Consider the following 26,976-nt stretch of genomic DNA (forward strand, 5'->3'; position numbering starts at 1 on the left):
TGCAGCAAGCACTTTGATAGCGTAAAGTGCAAGGTACAACTTTAAGGGCGACGCATAAAAAATGCCGCCCCGAGAGGGCGGCGCAACAAGTTGTTTACAATTGCGGGCGCGGCTTTTTGCGCAAAAAATCGAAGTGAGTCTCGCTCAAGATAATCGACAGGAAGATAAGCGCAAAGCCGGCAAGCAGGCGCGAGGTGAGCGCCTCCCCCATCAGCAGCACCGAGAACAGCACGCCCGAGGGGGACTCCATCGAAAGGAGCAGCGAGCCCGTCGAGGCCGGGACGTGCGCCAATCCAACGTTTTGGACGAGCAGTGCCACGCACGTACAGCCCACCGAGAGAAAGGCCGCCACGCCGACAAAGCTCGGCGTCCACACGGACAGAGGCGCCTGAGTCTCGAATAGCAGCGACGTGATTAAGCTCAAAACGCCATTGCCCACAAACATCCAAAACGTGATGACGTTGATGTCCATCTTGCGGCCATACTTGGCGGTCACTGCCATCTGGATAGCAAAGAAGACCGCGCCGCCCAGCGTGATGACATCTCCAGCATTGAACTCGACGCTATCGAGTGCCACCAGGCCAATGCCCGCCAGGCACAGCAGTGCCGCACCCAGGTTATAGCGGGTGAGCTTTTCGCCGCTCAGGACATAGCTGGCAAACGGCACAAGGATACAGTACGTGCCCGTCAAAAATGCACTCTTGCCTGCCGTGGTCTGTGCCAGGCCAATCGTTTGCAGTCCGTATGCTCCCCACATGAGCGCACCCATGCCCAGCCCGACGATCAGGTTGCGGGCATTGAAATGAGCGATGATGCGCTTATGGAAAATAGCAAACATAACCAGTGATGCCGGGAGAAAGCGAACGTAGACCAGCTCGAACACCGGAATGGTATCGAGCGCATCTTTCATGGTGGTAAAGGAATAGCCCCAGATGACCGCCACCGAAAGCAGCAAGACCTTCCAGAAGAACGGAGAACGCGCGCCGGCGCCGCGGGAGGTGCCGCCGGCACCCAGGTCTTCGCGCGCTACAGGGCTATCGGGCATGTTTTCGATTTCATCAACGGCATTCTGAGCCATAGGGCATCCTCGCGCTCAGTCTGGGCGTGGTGTCCGCACGTGCATGGCCGCGTGCCGCCTCATGGTCAAATAAAACGGGGCGCACCGGACCCCCGGCACGCCCCGCTACTGTAGCAACAACCAGCGTTGCACCGCAATCCAGCCCACTAAAGCGTCAGCAAAGTGAACCTCGACGTTTTGTCAATGTCACGCTGTTGCACTAAATAAGCTTCGTGCTTTCAAGCTTTTCGATGATCCAGTCGTTGGCTTTGATGACCGGGCGGCGGAAGACGACGCCCAGTGCCAGCGACGGAATCAGATAGCTCGCCAGAATGCCTAGCTCAATCCAGTACTCCATATGGTAGGCGCCAGCCATGGCGGCATGCATGGCGTTGATGCCGTGGGTGAACGGCAGGAACGGATAGATCGCCTGGAACACAGGGCCGGTCATCTCGATGGGGAACGTACCGCCCGAACCGCCGACCTGCATAACCAACAGCACGACGGCGAGCGCCTTGCCGATATCGCCAAACGAAACCGTAAGCGTGTAGACGATATTGGAGAACACGAGACTCGCGACCCAACCCGCCAGCACAAATTGCAGCGGGTTGTCGCACTGAATGCCAAAGAACAGGATGTCGCCCGCGCACACGAGTGTCGCCTGCAGCAGGGCCAGACCTCCAAAGAACAGGTAGCGGCCCAGGTAGATCTCGTGCAGGCGCACGGGGATCAGCTCGTTGATGAGCTCATCGTCAACCGAGACCTTCATCATGGCCGCCAGAACAATCGAGCCCACCCACAGCGACAAAATCGTGTAGAACGGCGCCATGGCCGAACCGTAGTTGCGGATCGGATAGACCGGCTTGCGATCGAGCGCAACGGGGCCAGAAAGCGACACGGCGAGGCCCTCGGGGTCGTTGCCAATCATTGTCTTAATCATGGCCAGGTCACCCGACATCAGAGCGCTATCAAGCTCGTCCTTAAAAGCGCTGATCTTGTCCGACGCCTTGCCCAACTGATCAGAAGCCTTGTTGACCAGCGTCGCAGCCTTGGAGAGGCCCTTTGCGAGCGAGCCAGAGGCGTCGGTCAGACCGCTCACGGCGCTATCCAAGTCACCCGAGATACCGTTCAGGGAATCCAGAACGCCCGAGATGGTCTTCTTGAGCTCCTTGGCCTTAACCGAGAACGTGGAATCGTAGTCGGACTTGGCTCCCGAGATACCCGCCTTGGCATCGGCGATGGCCTGGTCGACCTCGGCACGCGAGTTGTTGACCTCCGCCATGCCGTCCGAAAGGGACTTTGCGGTCGCCGTCAGGTCCTTCGCATTGTTGCGGTACTCCACGGCAATTCTGCCCAGCGACGTCGCAGCGGACTCGAGACCGTCTTTGAGCTTGTCATCACTCACCTGGTCGGCAAGGTTGCGGAGCTGATCGGCCATCGCATCGATATCGTCAGCACGCGTATTGAGCGCCGCTGCGGCTTCGTTGAGCTGAGACACCGTAAGGTAAACATGCTGATTCGCGGCAGCGAATGCCTTCGCAAGCTCGGCGGACACGTTGTCGAACGAGCCCGCGCTTCCGTCAATCGCCGCGTCAACGGCATCGTTGGCGGCCTTGAGCGCTTCCTTGGAATCATTGATGCCGCTCTTGGCGTGCTCCATCAGCTGCTTCGTCGACTCATCAACGGTGCCCGTCTGCTTGAGCATGCCGCCCGCCGATGTCAGTGAATCGGACGTGGAGCTCAAAATGCCCGCGAGCGACGTCGCACTCGTCTGAACGTCCTGCAGGTCCTCGGCCGAATCGCCCAGCGTCGAGGACAGATTGGCGATAAAGTTGCTCACCTGGTCGGTACTCATATAGTCGAGCAGGCTGGACACGGTCTTAAGGCCGATGGTCGTGATGGTCTTGGTAAAGGTCTCGTTGACCTGACTCTGGACGGCGCTCGAACCCTTTTCAGTCACGATCTGTGCGATGGCGTTGGCCTTCTGGTTCTCATAGAACTCGATATCGGCGTGCTTCACCTCGGTCGAGAAAAGCGTCATCATGTCGGCGCTAAACGTTTTAGGGATAACGACGGCAGCGTAGTACGCGCCCGACTTAACGCCCTCAATCGCCTTATCGCGGTCGTTGAGGACGACCCAGTCGAAGTTCTCGTTGCCGCGCAGGGTGGCGGTTACGTTTTCGCCCACGTTGACCTCGACGGGAATCAGATCGCTCTCGTAACCCTCATCGGTGTTGACCACTGCAATCTTAAGGTTGCCGGTATTGCCGTAGGGATCCCAGCTTCCGGCGATGTTAAACCATGCATAGAGACATGGCACGATGATCAGGCCCATCACGACGACCATGCCGATCACGGAGCGAGACACGTTTTGGACATCGCGCTTAAACAGGTGCAGGATGTTTTTCATTTATGCCTCACCTCCTTTAGAGTGCTTGCCAAGCGGGGTGGTGTCCCCGTCGTTTCCGTTTACGTTGTCAGCGCCGTCGGCATCTTGAGCCTTACGATGCGCACCGATATGCGACAGACGGCTCGTAGGCTGTTCGCCTCCCTTGGCGCCACGCTCGCTGGCGTTGAGACCAAACATGCGACGGGCGGCAGGGATGGCAGCCGTGTGCTCGCGCATCTCGCGGCGAAGGTCCTCGTCCGAAAGCGCCGAGATACGCATCTGGGTATTGAGGCTCGCACGGATGTATTCGATGTTGATGAGCCAGCCGCAGATGGCGATAACCGAAATGATCCAGATAACGAGCAGGATGATCTTGCCGTTATTGTCGATATCGAGCACCGTCGAAAGCACAAAGAGCAGAACCTGCACGCCTACCACGGCGGCAAAACCGCCCTTGATGTAGTACGGGTAGCGATGCTCAAACGCCACGGCATGATCGAGCAGCTCGCGACGGTACGAATCCGAATCGAGCATGACGCGCATGGCCGTGCGCAGCGAATAGCGCTGGCGCGGTAGGTCGTTGGACTCGCAGATCATTAGGCCCGTCGTGGAAAGCTGCTTATCAAAGAGCAGATTGAGGTTGAGCAGCAACGGGCGCAGCTGCAGACCGATAAAGAGCGCGATGGCAAGGAACACGCCCAGGACGCACAGGTTGAACAGGTAGTTGAACGAATACATGCCACCGACGGTCTCGCGCAGCAGGTTGATGCCATAAGTGAAGGGCAGCAGCGGATGCAGCCATTGGAAGAAGCCGGGCATCATCTCGATGGGATACATGCCCGACGAGCCGGGGATCTGCACAATGACGAGGATGACGCCAATGGCTTTACCGATATGCTTAAACGTGGTGGACAGCGCATAGATGATGTTGACGTAGGTGAACGAAATAGCGATGCCGCCCAGTACAAAGAGCAGCGGATTGACGCACTGAACGCCAATGACCAGGTCGCCCACCGTAACGATAATGGCCTGGAACGCGCCCAGGATCACCAGCAGCAGCCAGCGGCCAAAGTAGCCCTGACGCGCCGTAAAGCTACCGATGCCCTCGCGGTCGACCTCGAGTTTATAGATAGCGATGAGCACATAGCCGCCCACCCACAGCGCCAGATTGGTGTAGAAGGGCGCGATGCCCGAGCCAAAGCTCTTGACCGGATAGATTGACTTGGACGTCAGCTCAACCGGAGATGCCATGAAATCTGCCACGTCATTGACGTCGACGTCCATGAGGTCGGCTAACTCGCCCATAGACTCAGAGGTCTGCAGCGCCGCAATGTCATTGGCGGCGGTCGCGAGCTTGTCCTGAACCTTGGCAAGGGAGGCGTCGGTTTGGGACAGCGTGGTCTTTGCCTGCTTGAGCGTGGCGTCGAGCTGCGCCAGCGTGCCGCGCGCGCTCGCTATCGTGGGGGTCATACCCGACACAATGCCGGTCAAATCGCCCGAAACGGCGGCAAAGGAGTCAAGCGCGCTCGAAGCCTTCGGAAGTGCGTTCTGACCCAGATCGGTCTGAGCCTGACCGAGGCTAGCCGTACCGGTCTGAATTGCCGCGTTGAGTGCGTTGCTCGCGTTCGAGATTGCCGTAGCGTCGTTTGCCATGGCGCTCGACTGTGCAGAAAGGCCATCCTTGATGCTCTGCAGCTTCTGGTTTTGCTCGCGAAGCGAATCGATGGTCGATACAATGCGCGCGTCAATTTCCTCGGAACCTGTCGACGTGTCATTAACGAGAATCTCCAAGTGCCCGATAACGGCCTTATTGTGATCGATCGTCGCCTGGAGAGACTCGAGCGAGTTGTCGATGCGGGTGGTCGTAGATGTGACCGTACCCGTTAGCTTGCCAATCGCAGCGTTCGCGGAGGCTGACGTCTTGGTGAGTGCAAGGCTACCTTCCGAGAGTGCCTTGGAGAGCGAGGTGATAGAGTTGCCCGCCGTGGCGCGAGCCTCGCCCAGCAGGTCGTTGCCCTGGGAGATTGCCTGCGTCAGCGACGGTGCCTGACCTTGCAAGCCGGCAAGCGCCGCATCAGCCGAGGCGATAGCGCCACTCGTCTTATCGATGGCGGCATTCATATCGCCAATCGAATCGCGCACCTCACCCAAGGTGTCGGATGCCTCGGACACCGAACTTGTCAGCGAGTCCTGAGTCTGGGTTGCCTTGTCCTTTAAATCGATGCCGGCATCCTTGGCGATGCCCGCTACGGTCTCGCCCACCGTGGAGACAAACTCCGAGTTGATCTGCTCCTCGATGGTGTTGGCACCGGTATCGGTAACCTTGGGCGCAATGGCGCTCTTTTTCTCGTTGACGTAATAGGTCAGCTTAGGCTGATGGTAATTGCCATCGAGCATCGAGACGAGATTGTCGGAGAAGTTCTTGGGGATTACAATCGCCGCGTAGTATTCCCCGCTCTCGACGCCCTCTTTGGCATCGGCAGCCGAGTCGACGAAGGTCCAGCCCAGCCGATCGTTTTCCTTGAGCTGGTCGACCACCTTATCGCCCGCATTGAGCTCGCCCACTAGGTCGTTCTGGGTGCCCTGATCGTTGTTGGCGATAGCGATTTTAATGCCCTGGGTGTTTCCATATGGATCCCAGTTAGCCACGATGTTGTACCAAGCGTACAGCGAGGGGATAACGCACACGCCCAGGGTAACCACCAAGGCGACGGGGTTCACAAGCAGTCGCTTAATGTCGCGCTTGAATATCGCAAAGGAGACCTTTGCATCGGATAGTTTGCTGCCGAGACTCACGCTTGGACCATCCATCCTGTCGTTGAATCAAATCGTACTATCAACAACCATTGTACGTAGGCGCTTTAGCGTCTCGAAGCACAATGGTATTGAGTTTTGCGGGTAGCAATATACTACGAAGATTAGTTAACGTACAGTTGTACAGTATCTCAAATTTCAGCAGGTCGCAAAACCACAACCCGCACAAATTAACAATCCGAATAGTCATCGGGGGCGTTCTTAAACGACCAGTCAAACAAGAACGTCCCCCAACGACCACTTTTTCTCCGTCCCCAAGGGATCATTATTGGACCGTCGATGTTTTGGTAATGCCAGCGAGCGGTCACCAGAGCGAACAAATTGGCATGAAAAGAGGACGGCATAGACCTTCTGGTCATGCCGTCCTCTTTGAATGACAAGTTGTCGCTCTGGTGCCCGCGCAGCGTCGGCTGGTCCGCCGTTCGTTAGAACGGCGGAACGAAGGGCAGCGTCGAGTGGTTACGCGGTTCGTAGAACCGCGTAACCCCCTAGTTACATCAGCTCGCAGACAGCCGCCGCGAAGGCAACGGGGTCCTCGGGGAGGATACCCTCGACCAGCAGGGCCTGATCGTAGAGCAGGCCGGAGTACTGCTTGATCTTGTCGGCGTCACCTGCCTTCTGGGCAGCGACAAGCTTGTCAAAGACCGGGTGCTTGGCGTTGAGCTCGAGCACGCGCTGGCTCTTGGGCATGCCGTCGGGCGCGCCCTCGGGTCCCTTCTGGAGCACCTTCTCCATCTCGAGCGAAAGCGGACCCTCGGTGGTGATGCAAGCGGGGGCATCGGTCAGGCGCGCGGAGACGGCAACTTTCTCGACCTTGTCACCGAGCGCCTCCTTCATAGCGCTAAAGAGGTCCTCGTTTTCCTTGGTGGCGTCCTCGGCCTCCTTCTTCTCGTCCTCGGTCGCCAGATCAAGATCGCCAGTCGCGACGTTCTTGAGCTCCAGGTGACGATCCTCGACCTCGGGCTCGGCACCGTCGGCAACGGCCTTCTCGGCAGCCTCGCGGGCGGCGTCGTCCTCGTAGACCTTGGGCATATCGGCGGCAACGTACTCACGCATAGCCTGGAACGTGAACTCATCCACATCCTGCGTCAGCAACAGCACGTCATAGCCGCGGTCGAGCACACCCTTTACCACGGGCATCTTGGCCAAGCGCTCACGCGAGTCGCCGGCGGCGTAGTAGATGGCCTTCTGATCCCCGGGCATGCCCTTGGCATACTCGGCCAGGGTAATCATCTTCTGCTCCTTGGCAGACCAGAACAGTAGCAGGTCGGCGAGCTCATCGGCCTTCATGCCATAGCTCGAGTAGATGCCGTACTTAAGACCGCGGCCAAAGTTCTCAAAGAACTTCTCGTAGGCCTCGCGGTCGTTGTCGCGCATATCCTCAAGATCGGCGGTAATCTTCTTCTCCACGCGCTTGGCGATGGCCTTGAGCTGACGGTTCTGCTGCAGCGTCTCACGCGAGATGTTGAGCGACACGTCGGCAGAATCCACGACGCCGCGGACAAAGTTGTAGTAGTCGGGCAGCAGGTCGTCGCACTTCTCCATAATCAGCACGTTGGAGCTGTAGAGCGCCAGGCCCTTCTCGTAGTCCTTGCTGTACAGATCGAACGGGGCGCGGCCCGGCACAAACAGCAGCGCATCGTACTCAAGCGTACCCTCGGCATGGAAGCTGATAGTGCGCGCGGGATCGTCAAAGTCGTGGAACGTGGACTTGTAGAACTCGTTGTAATCCTTCTGCTCAACGTCGGAGCTGCGCTTTTTCCAAATCGGCGTCATGGAGTTGATGGTCTCGAGCTCCTGGTAGTCCTCGTACTCGGGCTTGTAGTCGTCGCCGGCGTCCTCGGGCTTGGGTTTCTGGCGGCTCTTGCTCACCATCATCTGAATCGGGTAGCGCACATAGTTGCTGTACTGCTGAATCAGGCTCTTGAGGCCCCACTCGGTCAGGAAGCGATCGTAGGTCTCGGCCTCGCCGTCGGCGTCGAGCTTCTCGTTCTCGCGCAGCGTCAGGATGACATCGGTACCGTGCTCAGCACGCTCGCCATCCTCGATGGTGTAGCCCTCAAGACCGTCGGACTCCCAAACGTGGGCGGTGTCCTCGCCATAAGCGCGGCTGACGACCTTCACGTGGCTGGCGACCATAAAGGCGGAGTAGAAGCCCACGCCAAACTGGCCGATGATGTCGACATCGGAGCCCTGTTGCTCGGCGTTCTCGGTCTTAAACTCCTCGGAGCCGGAATGGGCGATGGTGCCCAGATTGCGCTCGAGCTCCTCGGCGGTCATGCCAATGCCGTTATCCGAGATGGTAATGGTGCGGGCGTCTTTATCAAAAGAGACGCGAATAGCCAGGTCGCCCTGGTCGAGCTTGACACTCGGGTCCTGCAGGCTCTTAAAGTTGAGCTTGTCGACGGCGTCACTCGCATTAGAGATAAGCTCGCGCAGGAAGATTTCCTTATTGGTGTAGATGGAGTTGATCATGAGGTCGAGCAGTTTTTTGCTCTCGGTCTTAAATTGACGCATGTGCAGTCCTTTCGCGCTACCCCCGTCCGCAAAAACGGCCCGGTTGCCCGAGCCGCATCGCAGACCTGCTATGTCCAGACTTAGATTTTATAACCCATTAGCGCGCATATATACATACGGAATCGAAAAACTGTATGTCCAAACGCTCTGATACGCCAATTGCCAAGGAGTGTCCCCGACTGCCGGCAGGAAATGAACGTCCCTATCTGCCATCTACGCGCTTGGCCATCCAAGCATGGGGCTGGCCCTCGTCTTCGTAGTCCACCGGGGCAATCTGCGTGTAGCCCGCCTTGGCATAGAGCGGCAGCACGTATTCCTGCGCATGCAGCTTAATGAGCTTGGCGCCGGCATCACGCGCGCACGTATCACTGGCCTCGACAATCTTGCTCGCCAGACCGCGACGGCGCATGCTCGGCAGCACAGCCACGCGCCCCATAATGTAGGTCTCCCCCGCCGCGACGCCTTCGTCCAAGTCGCACGCCGGCGACACCGGAGCCTCTGCGTCAGCCGCGCGCTCAAGCTCTTCGGGAAACACGCGCGAGCAACCGGAAAGCTCGCCGTCTACATAGAGCGTCACATGAATGCAGTTCGGATCCTCGTCGATAGCGTCAAACTCGTTCTCGTAGCCCTGCTCGTCCATAAAAACGACGCGGCGCACCAACGCCGCGTCATCAAAGCATCCCGTCTTAAGTTGGATATCCATGGCTGCCCTTTCATTCAATGCGAACGTTAGGGACAGATTTTAGCGAAAATGAGCTCCGCGCACGCTAAACTTCGCGCGAGCCTTCGCCAGGCAGTCGTAATGACCCACGTTATGGGCATCGCTCGCGATGAAGCTGTACAGGTTCTGATCGAACAGGCGCTGTGCCGGCTTTTTCTCGCGACCAAAGCGACCGCCGGCAATAAAGTCCGCCGAAGCCTGCAGCTTGCAGCCCATATCGACCAGGCGCTCCGCCACGCTTACATCCTTTTGAACCGCACGATAGCGCTCAGGATGAGCGATGATCACCTGGTAGCCACGGCACTGCAAATCGTAAATCGTGTTCTCGTACTCTCTAAACGCATACGCATCGGCATGCGTCGAAAGCTCGAGCAGAAACTCGTTGGTCCCATCGAAATGCAAGTGATCCGCGGCATCGATACCAAGCTCAACGAGCTTTCGATGGTTGACCTCGAAGCCCATCTGGAGCGGAAAACCGTCAGCGTTATCGCGCAGCAGCTCAAAGGCATCCCACATCTTGTCGTAATCAAAATAGGGATCACGGCAGTGAGGAGTGCAAACGATTCTGGTTACACCGGCCCGTTTGGCAGCCTCGAGCATCGCCAAGCTCTCATCGAGATCGGCGGCGCCGTCGTCTACACCCGGCAAGATATGGCAATGAATGTCACGCATAGGTCAGCCTTAATCAACTAAACGTTTGCTCGGTTGGTGAAGATGCCCTTTTTGGAAGTGCCCTGATCGTCGGAGCCCTTCTTAACCTTCTTACCGTCCTTGGTGTAGTAAGAATAGTAGTACTCGCTGGTCTCGGTCTCACAGTAATTCATGACGGTACCGATGAGCTTGACCTTCTCGGACTTCTTAAGCTGGGCGATAGCGTTGAGCGCCTCTTCGCGCTTGGTAAAGTCCTCGCGCACCACGAACAGCGCGCCGTCGGTCAAGCTGGCAATCTCGGCAGCATCGATGAAGGTGACGACCGGAGGAGCATCGAAGATGACGTACTGGAACTTGGCGGACAGTGCCTTTACCAGCTTGGCAAAGCGATGGGAGACGATGATGTCGGCAGGATTGGGAATGTGCGGCTCGGCATCGAGGAAGTAGAAATTCTTCTGACCTGTCTCGACAATCGCCTGGTCGATAGAAACCTGCTCGGACAGGACTGCATAGAGTCCGCCGCGGGAGCGGACGCCGAGCATATCGGCAAGGGACCTGCGACGCATATCAGCCTCGACCAGCAGGACACTCTTGCCGCTCGTGGCGATTGCCTGAGCAAGATTAATGGAAACCGTAGACTTGCCCTCGTTGGGAATCGAGGAGGTAACGGTGATGGTGCGAATGGGGTCGTCCACGCTCGCAAAGCGGATGTTGGCCAGAAGGGTCTTGGCGGCATTCTGCACAACGAGCTTATCGGTGTTCTTTGCCTTAGCCATGCCTATTTACCACCTTTCATAGCCGGAATTCGGCCAACAACGGGAATACCCAGGAGCTCTTCTGCCTCTTCGGCACCGCGGATGCGGGTATTGAGCATGTCTGCCAAAACGACATAGGCAACTGCGATAAAGATACCGGCGAGGAACGCGACGGCAATATACAGCGTGCGCTTGGGGCCGCTGGGGGCTTCGGGGGTCTTAGCCTCGTCGATAACGTTGATGCTCTGGGCAGCGCCGACGTTCTGAGCGACCGTACTCACCGAGCTGGCAATGGCCTTTGCGACCTCAGCCGTCTCCTTGGCATCGGTGCCGGTAACCGAAAGCGTAATGACACGCGTGGTGGTCTCGGAGGAAACAGACACCTTGTAGTCATCCAAATCGGTGAGGCCCAGTTCTTTGGCGGCGCCGCTCTTAACGCTATCGCTATCCAGCAGCGTGGCGATATCGTTGGAAAGCATCTGGCTCGCCGAGAGATCGTTGTAGCTCATCTGACCGCTATCGTCGGTCTTGGCGAGAATGTACATGCTCGTCGTCGCGGTATAGGTGTTGTCCATCGCAACGAAGGACACGATGCCCATGGCGATCGCGCAGACCACCGGAAGGGTGATGACCAGCTTGAGGTGCTTCTTCAGCAGCTGGAACAGTTCGAGAAGGGTCATGCAGCTTGCCTTTCATTTCCCCAGTTCGGATTGACAAAACTGTCCGTATGTTATCGCATCTTTTTACCGAGACCAAACTCTATACATAAGAAACAGGCTCTCCTGTAAAAATGTCGGAAGCAATCGTAAAATTGCACAACAACGCCGCACCCGAAAGTCAAATGCGGCGTCTACATCAATATCTGTGTTGTATCGCTATGCGAATGGCTCGTCCTGCTGTATGGGAAACGTCACCGTAATGGTGGTTCCCACGCCCAACTCGCTCGACAGATCAAGCGTGGCGTGATGATACAGGGCCGCATGCTTGACAATGGCAAGCCCCAGGCCGGTTCCGCCGCGTGCCTTGGACCTACTCTTGTCCACGCGATAGAACCGCTCAAATACCTTGCCCTGTTCTTCAGGCGCGATACCGATTCCCGTGTCGGCGACAGCGAGGAACGGATGGCCTTCGTCGTTGGTGCCGCACTGCAGCGTAACCGTACCTCCGGGCCGATTGTAGCGGATGGCGTTGCTTGCCAGATTATAGATGAGCTCGTCGACCAAGCGCGACACGCCTTCGATGACCACAGACTTGGTCTCATGACTTATCGTCACATTCGCCTGACGGGCAACCTGTTCAAGACGCTGTTCAACCGCGTAGATCGCACGCGAGAGCTCAATAGGCTCCGTGGACCCAATGGGCACTGCCTCGCCTTCAGTTGCACGTTCGGCCTCGTCCAAGTTAGACAGCGTAAGGATGTCGTTGACAAGCGCTGCCAAGCGGCCCGCCTCACGATAGATGCGACCGCCAAAGTTGCGCAGGTCGTCCTCGCCCTCGACCATGCCATTTGCGATGAGCTCGGCATAGCCCGAAATCGCCGTAAGCGGCGTCTTGAGCTCATGGGTGATATTCGCCGTGAACTCGCGGCGCATACGGTCGTTGTCCGCTAGCACCGCCATTTGGCGCTTGAGTTCCTGGCGCTGCGACTCGATGCGCTCAAGCATGGGGACCATCTCGGCATAGGCGTGCTCATAGCTACGGCGTGGGTGATCCAAATCCACCTCTTGCAACGGCGCGATGATGGCACGGGACTCACGGCGCGCCATAAAAAACGAGAGTACTGCACCCGCTGCTGCGATAAGCAGCATCGGCGCCAGCATCGACAGCAAAATCGCCGCAACGCCAGGCTGGGCCTGCGCCAAGCGAACGACCTGGCCGTTATCAAGGGTGACGGCGCGATACAGCATAATCTCGTCGAGTGTAGAGCTTGCGCGCTCCGCGGAACCCGAACCACTCTCAAAGGCCTCGATGACCTCGGGGCGATCGCCATGGTTGGGCAGTGTGGAAGGCGACGCCTCGTTGTCGTAGGCAACAGATCCGTCCTTATTGATCAGCGTGATACGAAGATCCTCGCGATCGAGGCTTCGCAAGAACGGAATGGGCTCCTGCTGCTCGTCGAGGGCGGCAGCAATGAGCTCGGTTTCCTGCGCCAGATTGGCACTCGTGGCATCCGCCAAAGTGTTTTGCACAAAGAACGCACCCAGCACCGTAAACGCCACGATAACCGCCATGGCGCAGACAAAGATCGTCACAAAAACGCGGTGCGACAGCGTATGTTTTCCCTGGGGGGCGAAGACCACGGGTTACTCCTCCGATGCGGTGGCCGCGGTGTCGTCGCCTTCGGCACCATCACCGGCAGAAGGCTCGGCCAGGCGATAACCCACGCCGCGCACGGTCTCGATGGCGCTGGCATGCTCGCCCAGTTTTTGGCGAAGCGTCTGCACGTGCACGTCAACGGTGCGCGAACCGCCGTCGAAGTCCCAGCCCCACACGCTCTGCAGCAACGACTCGCGGGTAAAGACCACGCCGGGCTTGCGCATGAGGTACTCGAGCAGGTCGAACTCGCGCAGGGTGAGCTTAAGCGGCTCGCCGGCGACGGTCACCTCGCGATGGCTAGGCGAAAGCACGATGTCGCCCACGCTGAGCACATCGCTCGCCTGCTTGACCATGCCGCCGCGACGCAGCAGTGCGCGGCAGCGGCTCGCAAGCTCCATGAGCGAAAACGGCTTAGTCAGGTAATCGTCGGCACCGCCATCGAGCGCCATCACCTTGTCGAGTTCGGTGTCCTTGGCGGTAAGCATCATGATGGGCACCGTCGCCGTCAGGCGATCGGCACGCAGGCGACGCATAATCGCCAAGCCATCGGTGTCGGGCAGCATGATATCGAGCAGCACAGCATCGGGCACCCGTCGCGCCACGGCAGCTTTAAACTCGCCATCACACGAAAAGCCCTCGGCCTCGATTCCCTGCTTGCGCAGCGCGTAGACTGTCAAATCCCTGATGTTGTCATCGTCCTCGACGTAATAGATCATGTTGAACCCCTTTGCGGCCGATATGACCGCATCTTAACCCTAAAGGCACCTGTAAAAGACAGCGTCAGCCAAAACGCCCCGTCAAATAATCCGCGGTGCGCGGATCGGACGGATTCTTAAAGAGTTGCGCGGTGGGCGCGTGCTCCACCAGCTCACCCAGCAAAAAGAACGCAACCGAATCGGAAATACGCGCGGCCTGCTGCATGTTGTGCGTCACGACCACCAGCGTGCAGGTCTCCTTGAGCTCGCAGGCCAGCTGCTCCACCACCAACGTCGACACAGGGTCGAGTGCCGAAGTCGGCTCGTCCATCAGCAGAATGTCGGGCTGCACGGCAAGTGCGCGGGCGATGCACAGGCGCTGCTGCTGTCCACCCGAAAGACCCAGGCCCGACTCTTTGAGCTTGTCCTTGACCTCGTCCCACAGGGCAGCGCGACGCAGGGAGTCCTCGACCAGCTCATCGAGCACGGCGCGGTCGCGCACACCCATACCGCGAGGACCGTAGGCGACGTTGTCGTAGATGCTCATGGGAAATGGGTTGGGGCGTTGGAACACCATGCCCACGCGCTGGCGCAAACGGCAGATGTCGCAATCGCCCAGGATATCTTGACCATCGAGCGCAATCTTGCCCTCGATGCGGCAATCCTTGATGCCGTCGTTCATGCGGTTAAAGCAGCGCAGCAACGTGGACTTTCCGCAGCCCGAAGGCCCGATGAACGAGGTGATCTGCTTGTCGCGGATCTTGATATTCACGTCCTTGAGCGCATGGTGGTCGCCATAGAACAGGTCGAGGCCCTCGACGTCGATGCGCGTCGGCGAGGCGGCAAGATCCTCTGCCGTGGGGCGAGTCGCATCCCCAACCTCGCGCTCATGCGCGGCCTCGGCCTGCGCTTCCATGAGTTCTTCAAGCTCCGTGGGCTCCACAGCCGCAGCAGCCGTCATACCGCACACCTCCATATCGATATCAATTCAGCAGTATCGATAGTAGGAATCGCGGCTCATACGCACGTGAGCACATTGTCAAGTGTTTGTAAGGGCACGCTAGCTATGCGGCGGGCAGCTCGATGGTGAATATCGTGTGTTCGGGCGTCGATTCACATGCAACGGTACCGCCGTGTGCCGCGATGATCTCCTGGGCAATAGCAAGGCCCAAACCGGCACCACCGCGATTGGTCGCACGCGCCGCATCCAGGCGATAGAACTTCTCAAAGATCACCTTGAGCTTAGCCGCAGGGATAGGATCGCCCTGATTGATAAAGCGCACGCGCACGCCGCCATCGTCTTGGCGCCTGGCCTCAATCGTGATAGTCGAGCCCTCATAGCTATAGGCGACGGCGTTTTTCATGATGTTGTTAAACACGCGGGCCATCTTATCGCCATCCACGAGCACCGTCAGGTCCTCGCGAATATCAACCTGGGCTTCCTTATGTTGCTCGTTGAGGATGGGATAGAACTCGTCAGCCACCTGAGCCAGCAGCAACCCCAGATCAACATAGCCGCGCGTGAGCACGATATCGTGGAAGTCAAAGCGCGTGATATCGAAGAACTCTTCGATGAGTGCATCGAGCCGGTGCGCCTTGTCGAGCGCCACGCCCGTAAAGTGCGCACGTTGCTCAACCGGCAGCTCAGGAGCCTCTTGCAGCAGCGAAAGATAGCCCACCACACTGGCAAGCGGGGTGCGTAGGTCATGTGCCAAGTACGTGACCAGATCGTCCTTGCGATGAGACTCGTCACGCAAGGCCTGTTGCACCTTGCGCTCGCGATCGCGCACACGGTTGAGTGCGCCCTCGACCTCCAGGAAGTCGCCGTCGATGTTGTCCCAGGTGTCGGGGTGATCGATCAGGCGATCTTGAATACGAGCGGCCAGCACACAATCGGCATGCTGCTCGCCCTGCTCATAGCCCTGGTAGTACAGGGCGCGGCCGCAAAAGAACAGCACGCACACGGCAAGCGCCAGCACAAAGCCAAGCATGTTGAATACAAAGCCGGCATCGAACAGCACCGGCCCTTCGATGCCGCCGAGTGCCATGGCGCCAATCGCCAACGTCATGGCCCACGCGGCACCGCCAATCACCACGCAGCGGCGTACGATTTCAAATCGATCGATCAGCAAAAAGCCGACAAGCAGCACCGCCAAGATTCCAGCGATGTTATCGATGCCAATCAGCAGCAGGCTCAGCAAAAAGAGCAGCACCGTTGCAAGTGCGCGGTTGTCGACGACCGACCTCACGTATTCAAAGAGTCGATCGGGCACCTCGAATGCCTGCCTATCGTCTTTTGTCATGTCCACTTCCCCACCATCAAAGGCGCTATTCGATTATGTAGCCGACGCCCCAGACGTTTTTGATAAAGCGCGGCTTTTGAGCGTCGTCGCCAATCTTTTCGCGCAGGTGGCGAATGTGCACCATAACCGTATTGTTGGAGCCGGGCATAAAATCCTCGTTCCACACCGCGCGGAACAGATCCTCCACGGCTACCACGCTGCCGCGATGCTCAACCAGATACAGCAAGATGGAATACTCGATGGGCGTGAGGCGCACCGGTGCACCGTCCACCGTTACGGAACGAGCATCGCGGTTGATCTCCAGGCCGTCGAGCTGGATGGTCGGCGACTCGGCCGCCTGCGAGCGGCTACCGTAGCTGGTGTAGCGGCGAAGCTGAGCGTGCACACGCGCGATGAGCTCCAGCGGACGGAACGGCTTAACCACGTAATCGTCCGCGCCAAGCGAAAGGCCCTCGATCTTGTCTTGCTGGGCATCGCGCGCCGTCAGCATGATCACGGGATAGGTATGGCTGGAACGGATCGTACGCAGTAGCTCAAAGCCATCGATATCGGGCAGCATGACATCCAACAGTGCCAGATCGAACTCCTGCTCCAGGATTGCCTTGGCAGCATCGGCCCCGCTATAGGCAATCTGGACATCAAAGCCCTCTTTTGTAAGGTAGATACCAACCAAGTCGGCGATGGCCTTCTCGTCATCAACTACCAAAATGCGCTCGTTCATGCGTGCTCCTCTCGCGCTCCATTATGCCCGAGGCGACGCACGCCACACACAACAAGCGTGGGTGATTAAGTCGGCCTTAAGCACCCTTGTGCCCGTTCGGGCGCGGATGTGGGCCACGCACGCACGCGATGATCGCCGACGCCGGCAAACGATATACTCTAGTTCCAGAAGAGACCATCCCGTCGAAAGCGAAATCCGTGAAGTCCCTCACCTCTTTTGCAAAGCGCTCAGCCCAGCTTGCCGCCGGCTTTGTCTGCGCTATCGCCCTTGCCGCTGGCGCGCCCACCGTCGCCGGCGCCCAAGTGCTCACGACCGACAATGTTTGCGGCAAAACCGCCGATGCGCGCGGCATCACGGCCGAAAACCTGCCCGATATCGATGCGGCCAATGCCCTCGTCATGGGCAAAGACGGCACCGTCTACTATGCCCGCGGCGCCGACGAGCAGGTCAAGATTGCCTCGATCACCAAGGTCATGACCGCAATCCTAACCGTCGAGAATTGCAAGATGGACGAGAAGGTCACGGTGAGCAACGCCGCAGCCACCGTGGGCAATTCAACAGCCGGCCTACTCGAAGGCGACGAGCTCACCGTGGAGCAGGCACTGCGCGGCCTGATGATTCCCTCGGGCAACGACGCCGCCATCGTGCTCGCCGAATATGTGGGCAAGAAGATCGACCCTAAGACCAAAGACGCCGAGGCAACATTTGTGAAAGCCATGAACGAGCGCGCTAAGAAGCTCGGTTGCACCGGCACGCTTTTTGAAAACCCGCATGGTCTGGACTTTGATGAGTGGGCTGGCGATATGCACTCAACCGCACACGACGTAGCGCTGATGATGCAAGAGGCCATGAAAAACGACACGATCCGCGAGGTCGTAGCGAGCGAGGATCCCTGGATCGAGGTCACGGGCGCCGACGGCGCCGACCATTCGCATTCCATGGACACGCATAACTATTTGCTGGGCCAAGATGGCAACATCGGTGGCAAGACCGGCACCACCGACGACGCGGGCTATTGCTTTACGAGCGCCTACAACCGCGACGGCGACGAGATCTACACCGTCGTTTTGAACTCCACCACCACCGACCAGCGCTTTACCGATACCGCAACCCTTGCCAATTGGTACTACGGTCACAAGGTGACGGTCGCAATCGCCAACACGCAGGAAAAGACCGCCAACGGCAACCCGCTTATGGCGCGTATTGGCCAAACCGACTGGACGGATAAGACGATCGACGCCACACTCGCCGATCCTACGGCGCAAGCGACCGTGTTTTCCCTTGCCGGCGAGGTGACCGAAAAGGTTAGCTACGACGATCTTTCGGGCACGGTGCATGTGGGCGATAAGGTGGGTAGCGTTACGCTCAAGCAGGACGGCACCAAGATCGCCGTCATGGACCTGGTTGCCGACGAAGAAGGCGCTGGGCCGAATCCCATTGAATGGCTCCTTGTGAAGCTCGACCGTCTGGGCCGTCGCATCGACAACCGCCCGCTCACGGCAGAAAGCGAGACCGTCGCCAAGGCGCCCGAGGTGTAGTGCGCAAGAATAATAAGCCCACTGAAAGGAGGCGTCCGAAAGGATGCCTCTTTTTTTGAGGGTTCGAATCCCCAGATGCCATTCTTGATAATAAAAAGGGCCCCAAATGGGACCCTTCTTCAAATTCGTACTGGCGGAGAGCTGGGGATGTCCGGGCATGCTGCGCATGCCCTCCGGCTTCAAAGCCTGGCGGCTTTTCGCCCACGGGCTACAAACGCTTTCGCGTTTGCTTAACGCCCGTGCCCTCTCGGGTTCGAATCCCCAGCCTCCTTTCTCCGCACAAAAAAGGGCCCCAAATGGGACCCTTCTTTCAAGTCATACTGGCGGAGAGCTGGGGATTCGAACCCCAGATGCCCTTTTGGGGCATACTCGCTTAGCAGGCGAGCACCTTCGGCCTCTCGGTCAGCTCTCCGTAACAGCCGTTCTATAGTAACCAAACAGCCAAGGATGAGCAAGAGGAAATTTTCTAATTGCCTAGCAGCCTTTCCTTCTTGAAAGCTTCGCCTACCCCAGCGAGCGGTTGAGGGAGCCGAGCTCGTCGTTGCCCATGGTACGCCACATTTGGAAGATGCAACCGCGCGCCAGGAAAAAGAAGCCGTTATCGACCAGCTGCACGGCGGCATCCGCAAGCTGGTTGGCCACCGCGGGCACGGGCGGCAATTCGAGTCCAGCCCTGCGGATGGTCTCGACCGCTTCCTCGAACGTCGGAGGCTCGCTGACACCCATCTCGTTCATAAGGCCCTGCATTTCTTCCAGCGCGCTGCTGCCCGACTCCTCGCCGCGCGGCACCAGACGGTAACAAGCCAGCGCCAGGTCGAGCTGATCGCAATTCCAATAGGCAAACGCCAAGCGATAGAACAGGTAGCCGATTGCAGAACGATCGCTGGCAATACGTAGGCCGTGGCGCGCCACCTCGATAATCTCGTCAAAGCGCTCCAGACGCGCAAGCACGTTGATGAGCGCAAAGTGCGACTGCATGGACGAGCGCGCCAGATCGTAAAGATGGCGCACCTCGGGCAGTGCTCGTTCAAAGTCCTCTTGCTCGGCGTAAAAGCTGCAGATCTCGTGCTGGGCAAAGTACAGCGCATCGGGCGCACGAAGGATTCGCACAGAGCGGTCTTCTTCCAACACCGGTAGCACCATGCGCACCAGCTGGTTATCGCAAAACTGCGTTTGAACCGGACCTGTCGCCAAAAGCTCGGCGACGGCGCACTTGGCCTCCAACTCCTCGACAAGACGGGAAAAGCCTTCAAAAGCACCTGTACGGTCGACTTTTGCCTGCTCGCGCAATTCAACAACACGGGCCACGTATGGGTCGTCGTCCTCTTCCATGACCTCCAGCTCGTCAGCCGTATCGGCAAGCAGCAGATCGCGCAGCGCCGGCGGCAGCATGCGATGGTCATCACGCGGACGAGCATGAACCTCCGCCGGCTCAATCGTCTCCGGAGCGGTTGACTCATACGCCTCAAGCACACGCTTGCACGGCATATCGTCCATGTCCATGCTCTCAAGATCCTTGGCGACAGGCACGCAATCGGCCAGATAGGCCGCACGCCCAAAGAAATACGTTGCGACAACGCACTCGCCCTGCTCACTGTCGGGAGCAGCAATCTGCACATAGCAGCGCGTGATGCAGGTGCCCGCGGCAAAACACGCTGCCGCAAGCGTGAGCGCCACGCGCGCATCGTGCTCCGCGGCCCAGATCGTGCGCGTGTCCTCGTCCAGCTCGTGCCAAGCGTCATCTTGAGCGTCGTATTCACGTTGCGGCATGGCATCAACGACAGACTGCCCAAACCGAACGAGCATAATCCCCTCGGCAACGTTTGCCCGATAGGTATAGTCGAGCCGCGTGACCACGTTAAGCGCCTCGACAATACGCGCGAAGCGGGTACGCACATCCCACTCACCGCCCGGCTGGCAAGCCACCGTACCCAGTTCGCCCCACGGGTTATCGCTCGAGGCCGTATCGAGCAGTCGAGGAACATCGTTGGTCGTCTTAGCGATATGCCACGCATCAAAGAGCGCGCAGCCCTCAAGGCTCGGCGACGAGGCCGCGGGGACCAATCCAGCCCCGATGCGCTCAAGGATGCCGGAGAGGCGGTTGAGACGGCACTCGATGGCAAGCAGCATGTCAATCTCGTCCTGGTCCAGCAGGCTACGATCAAAATTGAGATAGAAAAGCTTTGAACGATCAATGCGAGCCAGGCTCATCTCGGACTTGGCAGCGATGGTGCGCAGGCGGGGCAAGTCAATTTCACTCATAAGGGCAGCGGCATAGCGCTCGATACCGCTCGGATTCTCGGCATGGTCAACGCGGTAAAGCAGCGTCTCGATAGCATCAGGGAGCGGTGCCGTGTTAAAGCCCAAAAACACCTCGACCGGCTCGGGCAACTTTACGAGCTTGATCTTGTCGATAACATTTTGCATACCCTCGTCGAGTCCGCCGGCGTCCGCCGTGCTCGCAATGGCATTTTCGGAGTCAGCGAATATCACGTAGCGCAGGAACATCGATGCCATGAACTCGCCGTAAGGAAGGGAGCGGGTCGAATTCCATGTCTCGTGGTCGGACTGCTCGCGCATGGGGCCTTCGGGAGAGCCGACGGTTCGCGCGCACGCGCGCATCGTGCCGTTGGCTCCCCGAACCACAATCTCACCAATACCGGAGTCCGACTCGTCAAGGACCAGTTCCATGTCGGGATCGTTGGGCAGCGGAGCCTCGCTAACGGGGCGGTCTACCTTGTACACCTCACCCGAAACGCTTACGTAGCCCAAAAGCGACACATGACTTTTGCCAACAAATTCGACGACATAACAAGATTCATGCCGATCCTCGCCAAAGAGTTTCCAGACTACGCCATATGAGCGTCCCGCAGGCTGCTCGGGCATCGCCGGAAAGCGCTTCTTGGGATCGAGAAACCTGAGCTTGTATGTCGGACGCTCTGCCACGAAATATCACCCTGATCGGTCGCTTGAAGAAGGAGTGGTCGCGAATAAGTCGCGACATCTACTCGGAATCTTACACGAGTCGACAGGAAATCGTCCCTTTGGACGAAAGCACTCAAGCTGACGCAAAAGAAAAGCCCCCGTTGCCGGGAGCTTTAATCTCAAATGGTGCGGCGTATAGGATTCGAACCTATGACGTTCTGATTCGTAGTCAGACCCTCTATCCAGCTGAGGTAACGCCGCGACTTGTTGATTATTATGCACATGGACTGAATAATGGTCAAGCATTTTTTCAAAAAAAGTTATCGAATTTGATTTTTACTCATTTGATGCAGTCGATCGACTCGATACTTTCAAACACGGCGAAAGCAACTCCTCAAGTATGTCGACATATAAGAAAAGCCTCCGTTACCGGAGGCTTTAAAGTTCAGTTGGTGCGGCGTATAGGATTCGAACCTATGACGTTCTGATTCGTAGTCAGACCCTCTATCCAGCTGAGGTAACGCCGCAACGCACGGATTATTATGCACGCGAGCCCCCGATGGGTCAAGCGACAATTAGAAAAAATTTTACGGAGTGATAATTAAGTTGTTCGTGCCTCGACCGAGGTTCGAATCCATGCGGTGTTGCCATAAAAGAAAAGCCCCCGTTGCCGGAGGCTTTCAATTTCAATTGGTGCGGCGTATAGGATTCCGCGCATCCGCTTCGCGGATCCGCACCGGCTTCGCCCGCCTGCCGGCGGACTCGCCCGCGGGCTAAAAACGCTCCGCGTTTTCTTGACGCCCGCGCCTCGACCGAGGTTCGAATCCATGCGGCGTCCGCCTAAAAGAAAAGCCCCCGTTGCCGGAGGCTTTCAATTTCAATTGGTGCGGCGTATAGGATTCGAACCTATGACGTTCTGATTCGTAGTCAGACCCTCTATCCAGCTGAGGTAACGCCGCAGCGCAAGACATATAAAACCACTTTAGCTTATTGGAGTCAAGCACAATTTCAAACTTTTTTGTGGAACGCAGTCTTGTCATGCTGCTCCGCATATACCGCCATTCCCCGTACGATCGATTGGCTTTTCGATCACGTCAAACTTAGCATCAAGTTCCCTCAGGAGCGATCTCACCCGCTGGGCACAATCATAATCGGCAAACGAGATGCTCAACATGCGAGCAACCTGATTAGATGTCTGGACCCCATAGAAATGCTCTAGGGCCACAAGCCCCTCGTGCGCCACAAACGTCTCAACCACATGAGGCGACTCCTCGTAGCACCATTGCGCCAACGGCCCCTCGCTCGTCTGTCGAACCACCAGGCCACCCATGCCAGACGGCTCACACGTCACAAGCAGGTACTCCCCGCCCTCGTCGCTCTCAAACAAAACCACCCGATCATCAAACAGCTCCATCGCGTCCCCTTTCTCTCGCTCTTATTTAGCAAAAGCATAGCAGGTAGATGGCTGTATACAGAACAGTTGTTCGTGTGTTTTCTATTGAGCTGTCCGCACAGCATGGTATGGCCGCACACAAAAAGGGCACCCCAAAAAGGAGTGCCCTAGCAAATCGCTTATGCAGCCAATCTACGCGACCGGCTCGATCTTCTCGAGGCCGCCCATGTAGGGACGCAGAACCTCGGGGATCGTGATGGTGCCGTCAGCGTTCTGGTAGTTCTCCAGAATGGCTGCCATGGTACGGCCAGCCGGCAGACCGGAACCGTTGAGGGTGTGCAGATAGCGCGAACCCTTGAAGTTCTCGGGGTCGCGATACTTGATGTTGGCGCGACGGGCCTGGAAGTCACCGCAGTTGGAGCAGGAGCTGATCTCCTTGTAGGCGTTGTAGCTCGGCAGCCAGACCTCGACATCGTAGGTCTGACGGGCAGAGAAGCCCAGGTCGCCGGTGCACAGGCTAATCACGCGATACGGAAGACCCAGCTGCTGCAGCAGGAACTCGGCCTCGGCGGTCATGCTCTCGAGCTCCTCGTCGGACTCCTCCGGCTTAGCGAACTTGACCATCTCGACCTTGTCGAACTCGTGCTGACGGATGATGCCACGGGTGTCGCGACCGGCGGAACCGGCCTCCTCGCGGAAGCAGGGGGTGAAGGCAGTGTAGCGGCGCGGCAGAGTGTCGGCATCGAGGACTTCGCCGGCGTGCAGGTTGGTGAGCACGACCTCGGCGGTGGGAATCAGGAAGTTGTCGCCCGAGACGTGATAGGCGTCGTCCTCGAACTTGGGCAGCTGGCCCGTGCCGAACATGGTCTGACGCTTGACGACGATGGGCGGCCACCACTCCTTGAAGCCACGGCTCGTGTGCGTGTCCAGGAAGAAGTTGATCAGGGCGCGCTCCAGGCGGGCGCCGGCGCCACCGAGAACGGTGAAGCGGCTGCCGGAGAGCTTGTTGCCACGCTCGAAGTCGAGAATGTCGAGGTCGGTACCCAGATCCCAGTGCGGCTTAAAGTCGAAGTCGAACTCGCGCGGGGTGCCCCAGCGGCGACGCTCGATGTTCTCGTCCTCGTCCTTACCGTACGGAGTGGCATCGCACGGAATGTTGGGCAGGTGAGCCATGAAGTCGTACTGCTCCTGCTCGAGGGCGGTGCGGCGCTCGGCCAGACCGTCAATCTTCTCGTTGACGGCGCGCACGGCCTCCTTGGCGGCCTCGGCCTCGTCCTTCTTGCCCTCCTTCATCAGGGCGCCGATCTTCTTGGACTCGGCGTTGCGCGTGGCTTGAAGTTCCTCGACCTCGGTGATGACGGCACGACGCTCGTCGTCGAGCTCAAAGAACTTCTCGCGATCCCAAGACGTCTGGCGGTTAGCCATGGCGACATCGATGGCATCGGGGTTCTCGCGAACAAACTTGATATCAAGCATTAGATCCTCCGGCGATATACATTCCATTTAGGTTGCAACCTTGTACATGTATGGGCAAGTATATACTTATGAGCGTTTACGACCCAACTCAACTACGCAAGAAGGCACCCAATGGACGCAGTTTTTTCCTTTTTGTTTGGCACCCGCACCGGTTTTGCCATCCTTTTCGCCGGCGGCATCCTGCTGTTTGCGATTCTTGCCTTTGTAATGGAGAAGCGCACCCATAAGATGTATGTCGACCGCGGCCCCAAATCCGAGGACGAAGAAGACAGCTTCTGGGACTAACCTGCCAAAAAAGGGACAGGTTTATTTTGGTCGGTTTTATCTGGGCAAACGCAAGCGCCCCGCAACTGGAATTGAGCCAGTTGCGGGGCGCTTTTCGCATACACGACAAAACCGCAGGAAAAACCTGCCAACATAAACCTGTCCCTTTTTGGTCGGTTTTACTGGAGGGTTGCGTCGATTGCCTTGACTAGGGCGCTGCGCATGCCGGCGTCCTCGAGCGCAACGACGCCCTTGATGGTGGCACCGCCGGGCGAGCACACGGCATCCTTCATCTCCGCAGGATGCTGGCCAGTTGCAAGCTGCAGCTTTGCCGTACCCAGCACCATCTGGCTCACAATGCGATAAGCATCCGCACGCGGGATACCGTGCTTGACCGCCGCATCGCCCAGGGCCTCGATTGCCATGGCGACAAACGCCGGAGCGCAACCACCCACCGTGCCGCCCACAAACAGCAGGCTTGTGTCGAGCTCGACGACAGCGCCAAGCTTACCGAGCAGGTCGAGCACCACAGCACGCTGCTCGTCGTTAAGCGTCGAAGCCTTCTCGCAGGCGATGACGCCCTCGCCCACCGAAACCGGCGTGTTGGGCACCGTCGAGATATGCGCGACGCCCGGCAGGACCTGCTCCCACTTGGCACTGTCCCAGGTCCAGGCAACCGACAGAACGACCTTTTTGGCAAGAGCATCCTTAAGCGGGGCGAATACCTTCTCGATCATGTACGGTTTGACCGCAGCGACCACGATATCGGATGCGGCGACAACCTCGGCGGCATCGTGGCAGGCGACCATTCCGCGCGCCTCGCAGCGCTCAACCAGTGCGTCGTAGCGACCCGCGCAGGCGCACATGTCGCTCACAGCTACACCGGCAGCGATCCAGCCATCGGCCATAGCGCTCGCCATATTGCCAAAACCGACAAATCCAATCTTCATATCGCATAGTCCTTTCAGACACATTCCTCAAAACGAAAGGTATTGTCCCACGCCATTGTTTCGTATTGCCGACCTATTTGTGATACGGCTCGCCACGACTGATCTTGCAGGCACGGTAAATCTGCTCCAGCAGCACCACACGCGCCAGGTTATGCGGCAAGGTAATGCGTCCAAAGCTGAGCATCTCGTCGGCTCGTGCGCGCACGTCATCGCTCACGCCGTCCGAACCGCCGATTACAAAGGCAATGTCGCTGCTGCCTCGCAGCATAAGATCGTCGAGCCTCGCCGAAAACTCCTCGCTCGAGCGCTCCTTGCCCTCGATAGCCAGCAGGATCACATGCGCTCGAGATGGCAAGGCGGCAAGAATCGCCGCCCCCTCCTTGTCGCGCGCGGCATCCACGCCGCCCGCCTTAGCCGGGTCGATATCGGCCACCTCGCGGATATCCACCTTGGCATAGGCACCTAGGCGCTTGGTGTACTCAGCGCACGCGTCCTTCCAAAAGCGCTCCTTGAGCTTACCGACGCAAACGACGGTGTATTTCACGCGCGTCTACTCCTTCGAATCGTTTTGAACTTTGCCGGCGGCCAGCATCTGCTCGAACATCGAGGCCGACTGCGAAAAGTCGCTCGGCAGCACGACCGTCGAGGTTTTACCCGTGCGAGCGAACTCCGTCATCATCTCGGACCACTGCGTAAACATGAACAGTTGGTTGGCCTCGTCATTGCCGACACCCGTCTCCTGGATGATCTCGAGCGAATCTTTGATACCCAGCGCGATGGCCTTGCGCTGGTTGGCGATGCCCTCGCCCGCCTTTTCCATAGCCTCGGCCTCGGCGGTCGCCTCGGTGACGCGCTTGATGCGGTCGGCCTCGGCGAGCTCCTGCGCGGCAGCGCGCTTGCGCTGGGCAGCGTTGATGTCGTTCATGGAGTTCTCAACCTCGGTCGGCAGTGCGATTTTGGTGATGAGCGTAGACACGAGGGTGAAGCCGTAGGCGGCCATCTGCTCGGAAACAGTAGCGTTGACATCCTTGGCGATGTCATCCTTCTTGGCAAAGACCTCATCGAGCGTGTAGACGGGGATGGAGGAGCGCAGGGCGTCGGTGATGAAGTCGCGCATCTGGTCGACGGGCTCCTGCAGCATGTAGTAGCTCTTGTAGATGCCCGAATCCGCCGGGCCAGCACCCATGTCATAGCTCACGTGGTACTGAGCGGAGACCTCAAGGCCAATGGTCACGTTGTCCTGGGTCTTAACGTCGATGCCAAAACCATTTTTCATGGTGCGCAGACTCACCGTGGCGGCCTTGCGGTCAATCACGGGCACCTTCACGTGGAAGCCCGCGTTGACGATACGATTGAACTTACCCAAGCGCTCGATGATTACGGCGTGCTGCTGCTCAACGACGTAGCAGGCGTTGGGGAGCAGCAACAACAGGATGATGATGGGAATCAAAAGGCTGGTAAGGGCGGCGATGATACCGGAAAATAGCATGG

At 58.2% G+C, this 26,976-nt stretch carries 21 protein-coding genes and 4 tRNA genes; 2 read left to right on the top strand and 23 right to left on the bottom strand.

What is annotated here, in order from left to right; all coding sequences use genetic code 11:
* Positions 1 to 94: 94 nt before the first annotated feature.
* The 13 genes from DXA43_RS00910 to DXA43_RS00970 all read right to left on the bottom strand — a co-directional run bounded on the left by DXA43_RS00910 (position 95) and on the right by DXA43_RS00970 (position 16,939).
* Positions 95 to 1,078: a DMT family transporter gene (locus tag DXA43_RS00910; protein WP_117805998.1), complete on the bottom strand. Its 984-nt coding sequence runs from the start codon at positions 1,076 to 1,078 to the stop codon at positions 95 to 97.
* A gap of 199 nt (positions 1,079 to 1,277) precedes the next feature.
* Positions 1,278 to 3,467 carry a YhgE/Pip domain-containing protein gene (locus tag DXA43_RS00915; protein ID WP_117805999.1) on the bottom strand — a complete coding sequence of 730 codons (2,190 nt, stop codon included), beginning with the start codon at positions 3,465 to 3,467 and terminating at the stop codon, positions 1,278 to 1,280.
* A complete protein-coding gene (locus DXA43_RS00920; protein WP_233539984.1) occupies positions 3,468 to 6,242 on the bottom strand; it encodes a YhgE/Pip domain-containing protein in 2,775 nt (924 codons plus the stop codon).
* 510 nt (positions 6,243 to 6,752) lie between these two features.
* A complete protein-coding gene (htpG, locus tag DXA43_RS00925; RefSeq protein ID WP_117806001.1) occupies positions 6,753 to 8,777 on the bottom strand; it encodes a molecular chaperone HtpG in 2,025 nt (674 codons plus the stop codon).
* A gap of 202 nt (positions 8,778 to 8,979) precedes the next feature.
* Positions 8,980 to 9,480 carry a GNAT family N-acetyltransferase gene (locus tag DXA43_RS00930; protein WP_117806002.1) on the bottom strand — a complete coding sequence of 167 codons (501 nt, stop codon included), beginning with the start codon at positions 9,478 to 9,480 and terminating at the stop codon, positions 8,980 to 8,982.
* A 39-nt stretch (positions 9,481 to 9,519) separates the two neighbouring features.
* A complete protein-coding gene (locus DXA43_RS00935) occupies positions 9,520 to 10,170 on the bottom strand; it encodes a tyrosine-protein phosphatase (protein ID WP_117806003.1) in 651 nt (216 codons plus the stop codon).
* Positions 10,171 to 10,187: 17 nt separating this feature from the next.
* On the bottom strand, positions 10,188 to 10,925 hold the full coding sequence (locus DXA43_RS00940; RefSeq protein ID WP_117806004.1) for a CpsD/CapB family tyrosine-protein kinase: 738 nt from the start codon (positions 10,923 to 10,925) through the stop codon (positions 10,188 to 10,190).
* A 2-nt stretch (positions 10,926 to 10,927) separates the two neighbouring features.
* Positions 10,928 to 11,584 (bottom strand): YveK family protein, encoded by a 657-nt coding sequence (locus DXA43_RS00945; protein ID WP_055250503.1) that lies wholly within the window; start codon positions 11,582 to 11,584, stop codon positions 10,928 to 10,930.
* Positions 11,585 to 11,779: 195 nt separating this feature from the next.
* The gene (locus DXA43_RS00950; protein ID WP_117773200.1) at positions 11,780 to 13,204 is read right to left on the bottom strand and encodes a cell wall metabolism sensor histidine kinase WalK; all 1,425 of its coding nucleotides are present in this window, start codon (positions 13,202 to 13,204) and stop codon (positions 11,780 to 11,782) included.
* A gap of 3 nt (positions 13,205 to 13,207) precedes the next feature.
* Positions 13,208 to 13,936 (bottom strand): response regulator transcription factor, encoded by a 729-nt coding sequence (locus tag DXA43_RS00955; protein ID WP_089572665.1) that lies wholly within the window; start codon positions 13,934 to 13,936, stop codon positions 13,208 to 13,210.
* A 64-nt stretch (positions 13,937 to 14,000) separates the two neighbouring features.
* Positions 14,001 to 14,876 (bottom strand): phosphate ABC transporter ATP-binding protein PstB, encoded by an 876-nt coding sequence (gene pstB, locus DXA43_RS00960; protein WP_192934545.1) that lies wholly within the window; start codon positions 14,874 to 14,876, stop codon positions 14,001 to 14,003.
* 103 nt (positions 14,877 to 14,979) lie between these two features.
* Positions 14,980 to 16,218, bottom strand: a complete 1,239-nt coding sequence (locus DXA43_RS00965; RefSeq protein ID WP_117806005.1) for a sensor histidine kinase KdpD — start codon at positions 16,216 to 16,218, stop codon at positions 14,980 to 14,982.
* Positions 16,219 to 16,243: 25 nt separating this feature from the next.
* On the bottom strand, positions 16,244 to 16,939 hold the full coding sequence (locus DXA43_RS00970) for a response regulator transcription factor (protein WP_117655503.1): 696 nt from the start codon (positions 16,937 to 16,939) through the stop codon (positions 16,244 to 16,246).
* 197 nt (positions 16,940 to 17,136) lie between these two features.
* Between DXA43_RS00970 and DXA43_RS00975 the strand changes: the two genes are divergently transcribed.
* Positions 17,137 to 18,477 (top strand): D-alanyl-D-alanine carboxypeptidase family protein, encoded by a 1,341-nt coding sequence (locus DXA43_RS00975; protein WP_158564918.1) that lies wholly within the window; start codon positions 17,137 to 17,139, stop codon positions 18,475 to 18,477.
* Positions 18,478 to 18,798: 321 nt separating this feature from the next.
* Here the strand turns inward: DXA43_RS00975 and DXA43_RS00980 are convergent.
* The 7 genes from DXA43_RS00980 to serS all read right to left on the bottom strand — a co-directional run bounded on the left by DXA43_RS00980 (position 18,799) and on the right by serS (position 24,271).
* A tRNA-Ser gene (locus DXA43_RS00980) sits at positions 18,799 to 18,889 on the bottom strand.
* 92 nt (positions 18,890 to 18,981) lie between these two features.
* Positions 18,982 to 21,423, bottom strand: coding sequence for a lipopolysaccharide assembly protein LapB (locus DXA43_RS00985; protein ID WP_117806007.1), 2,442 nt, complete (start codon positions 21,421 to 21,423; stop codon positions 18,982 to 18,984).
* A 163-nt stretch (positions 21,424 to 21,586) separates the two neighbouring features.
* A tRNA-Arg gene (locus DXA43_RS00990) sits at positions 21,587 to 21,663 on the bottom strand.
* Between the two features lie 189 nt (positions 21,664 to 21,852).
* Positions 21,853 to 21,929: transfer RNA gene (locus DXA43_RS00995), tRNA-Arg, on the bottom strand.
* Between the two features lie 355 nt (positions 21,930 to 22,284).
* Positions 22,285 to 22,361 (bottom strand) — tRNA-Arg (locus DXA43_RS01000).
* 77 nt (positions 22,362 to 22,438) lie between these two features.
* Entirely contained in the window at positions 22,439 to 22,816 is a 378-nt protein-coding gene (locus tag DXA43_RS01005) for a hypothetical protein (protein ID WP_117806008.1), read from the bottom strand.
* A gap of 171 nt (positions 22,817 to 22,987) precedes the next feature.
* Positions 22,988 to 24,271, bottom strand: a complete 1,284-nt coding sequence (gene serS, locus DXA43_RS01010) for a serine--tRNA ligase (protein ID WP_117806009.1) — start codon at positions 24,269 to 24,271, stop codon at positions 22,988 to 22,990.
* 111 nt (positions 24,272 to 24,382) lie between these two features.
* Here serS and DXA43_RS10345 point away from each other — a divergent pair, with 111 nt between their 5' ends.
* Positions 24,383 to 24,556, top strand: coding sequence for a DUF6724 family protein (locus tag DXA43_RS10345; protein WP_006235069.1), 174 nt, complete (start codon positions 24,383 to 24,385; stop codon positions 24,554 to 24,556).
* Between the two features lie 158 nt (positions 24,557 to 24,714).
* On the opposite strand, the gene proC is transcribed toward DXA43_RS10345, so the two are convergent.
* The 3 genes from proC to DXA43_RS01025 form a co-directional block, all read right to left on the bottom strand.
* The gene (gene proC / locus DXA43_RS01015; protein WP_117806010.1) at positions 24,715 to 25,485 is read right to left on the bottom strand and encodes a pyrroline-5-carboxylate reductase; all 771 of its coding nucleotides are present in this window, start codon (positions 25,483 to 25,485) and stop codon (positions 24,715 to 24,717) included.
* A gap of 73 nt (positions 25,486 to 25,558) precedes the next feature.
* Positions 25,559 to 26,029: a 23S rRNA (pseudouridine(1915)-N(3))-methyltransferase RlmH gene (gene rlmH / locus DXA43_RS01020; protein WP_117563694.1), complete on the bottom strand. Its 471-nt coding sequence runs from the start codon at positions 26,027 to 26,029 to the stop codon at positions 25,559 to 25,561.
* A gap of 6 nt (positions 26,030 to 26,035) precedes the next feature.
* The gene (locus DXA43_RS01025; RefSeq protein WP_055250521.1) at positions 26,036 to 26,974 is read right to left on the bottom strand and encodes an SPFH domain-containing protein; all 939 of its coding nucleotides are present in this window, start codon (positions 26,972 to 26,974) and stop codon (positions 26,036 to 26,038) included.
* Positions 26,975 to 26,976 lie beyond the last annotated feature (2 nt).

This window comes from Collinsella sp. OF02-10 (assembly GCF_003463445.1).
In the GTDB taxonomy this organism is placed as follows: Bacteria; Actinomycetota; Coriobacteriia; order Coriobacteriales; family Coriobacteriaceae; genus Collinsella.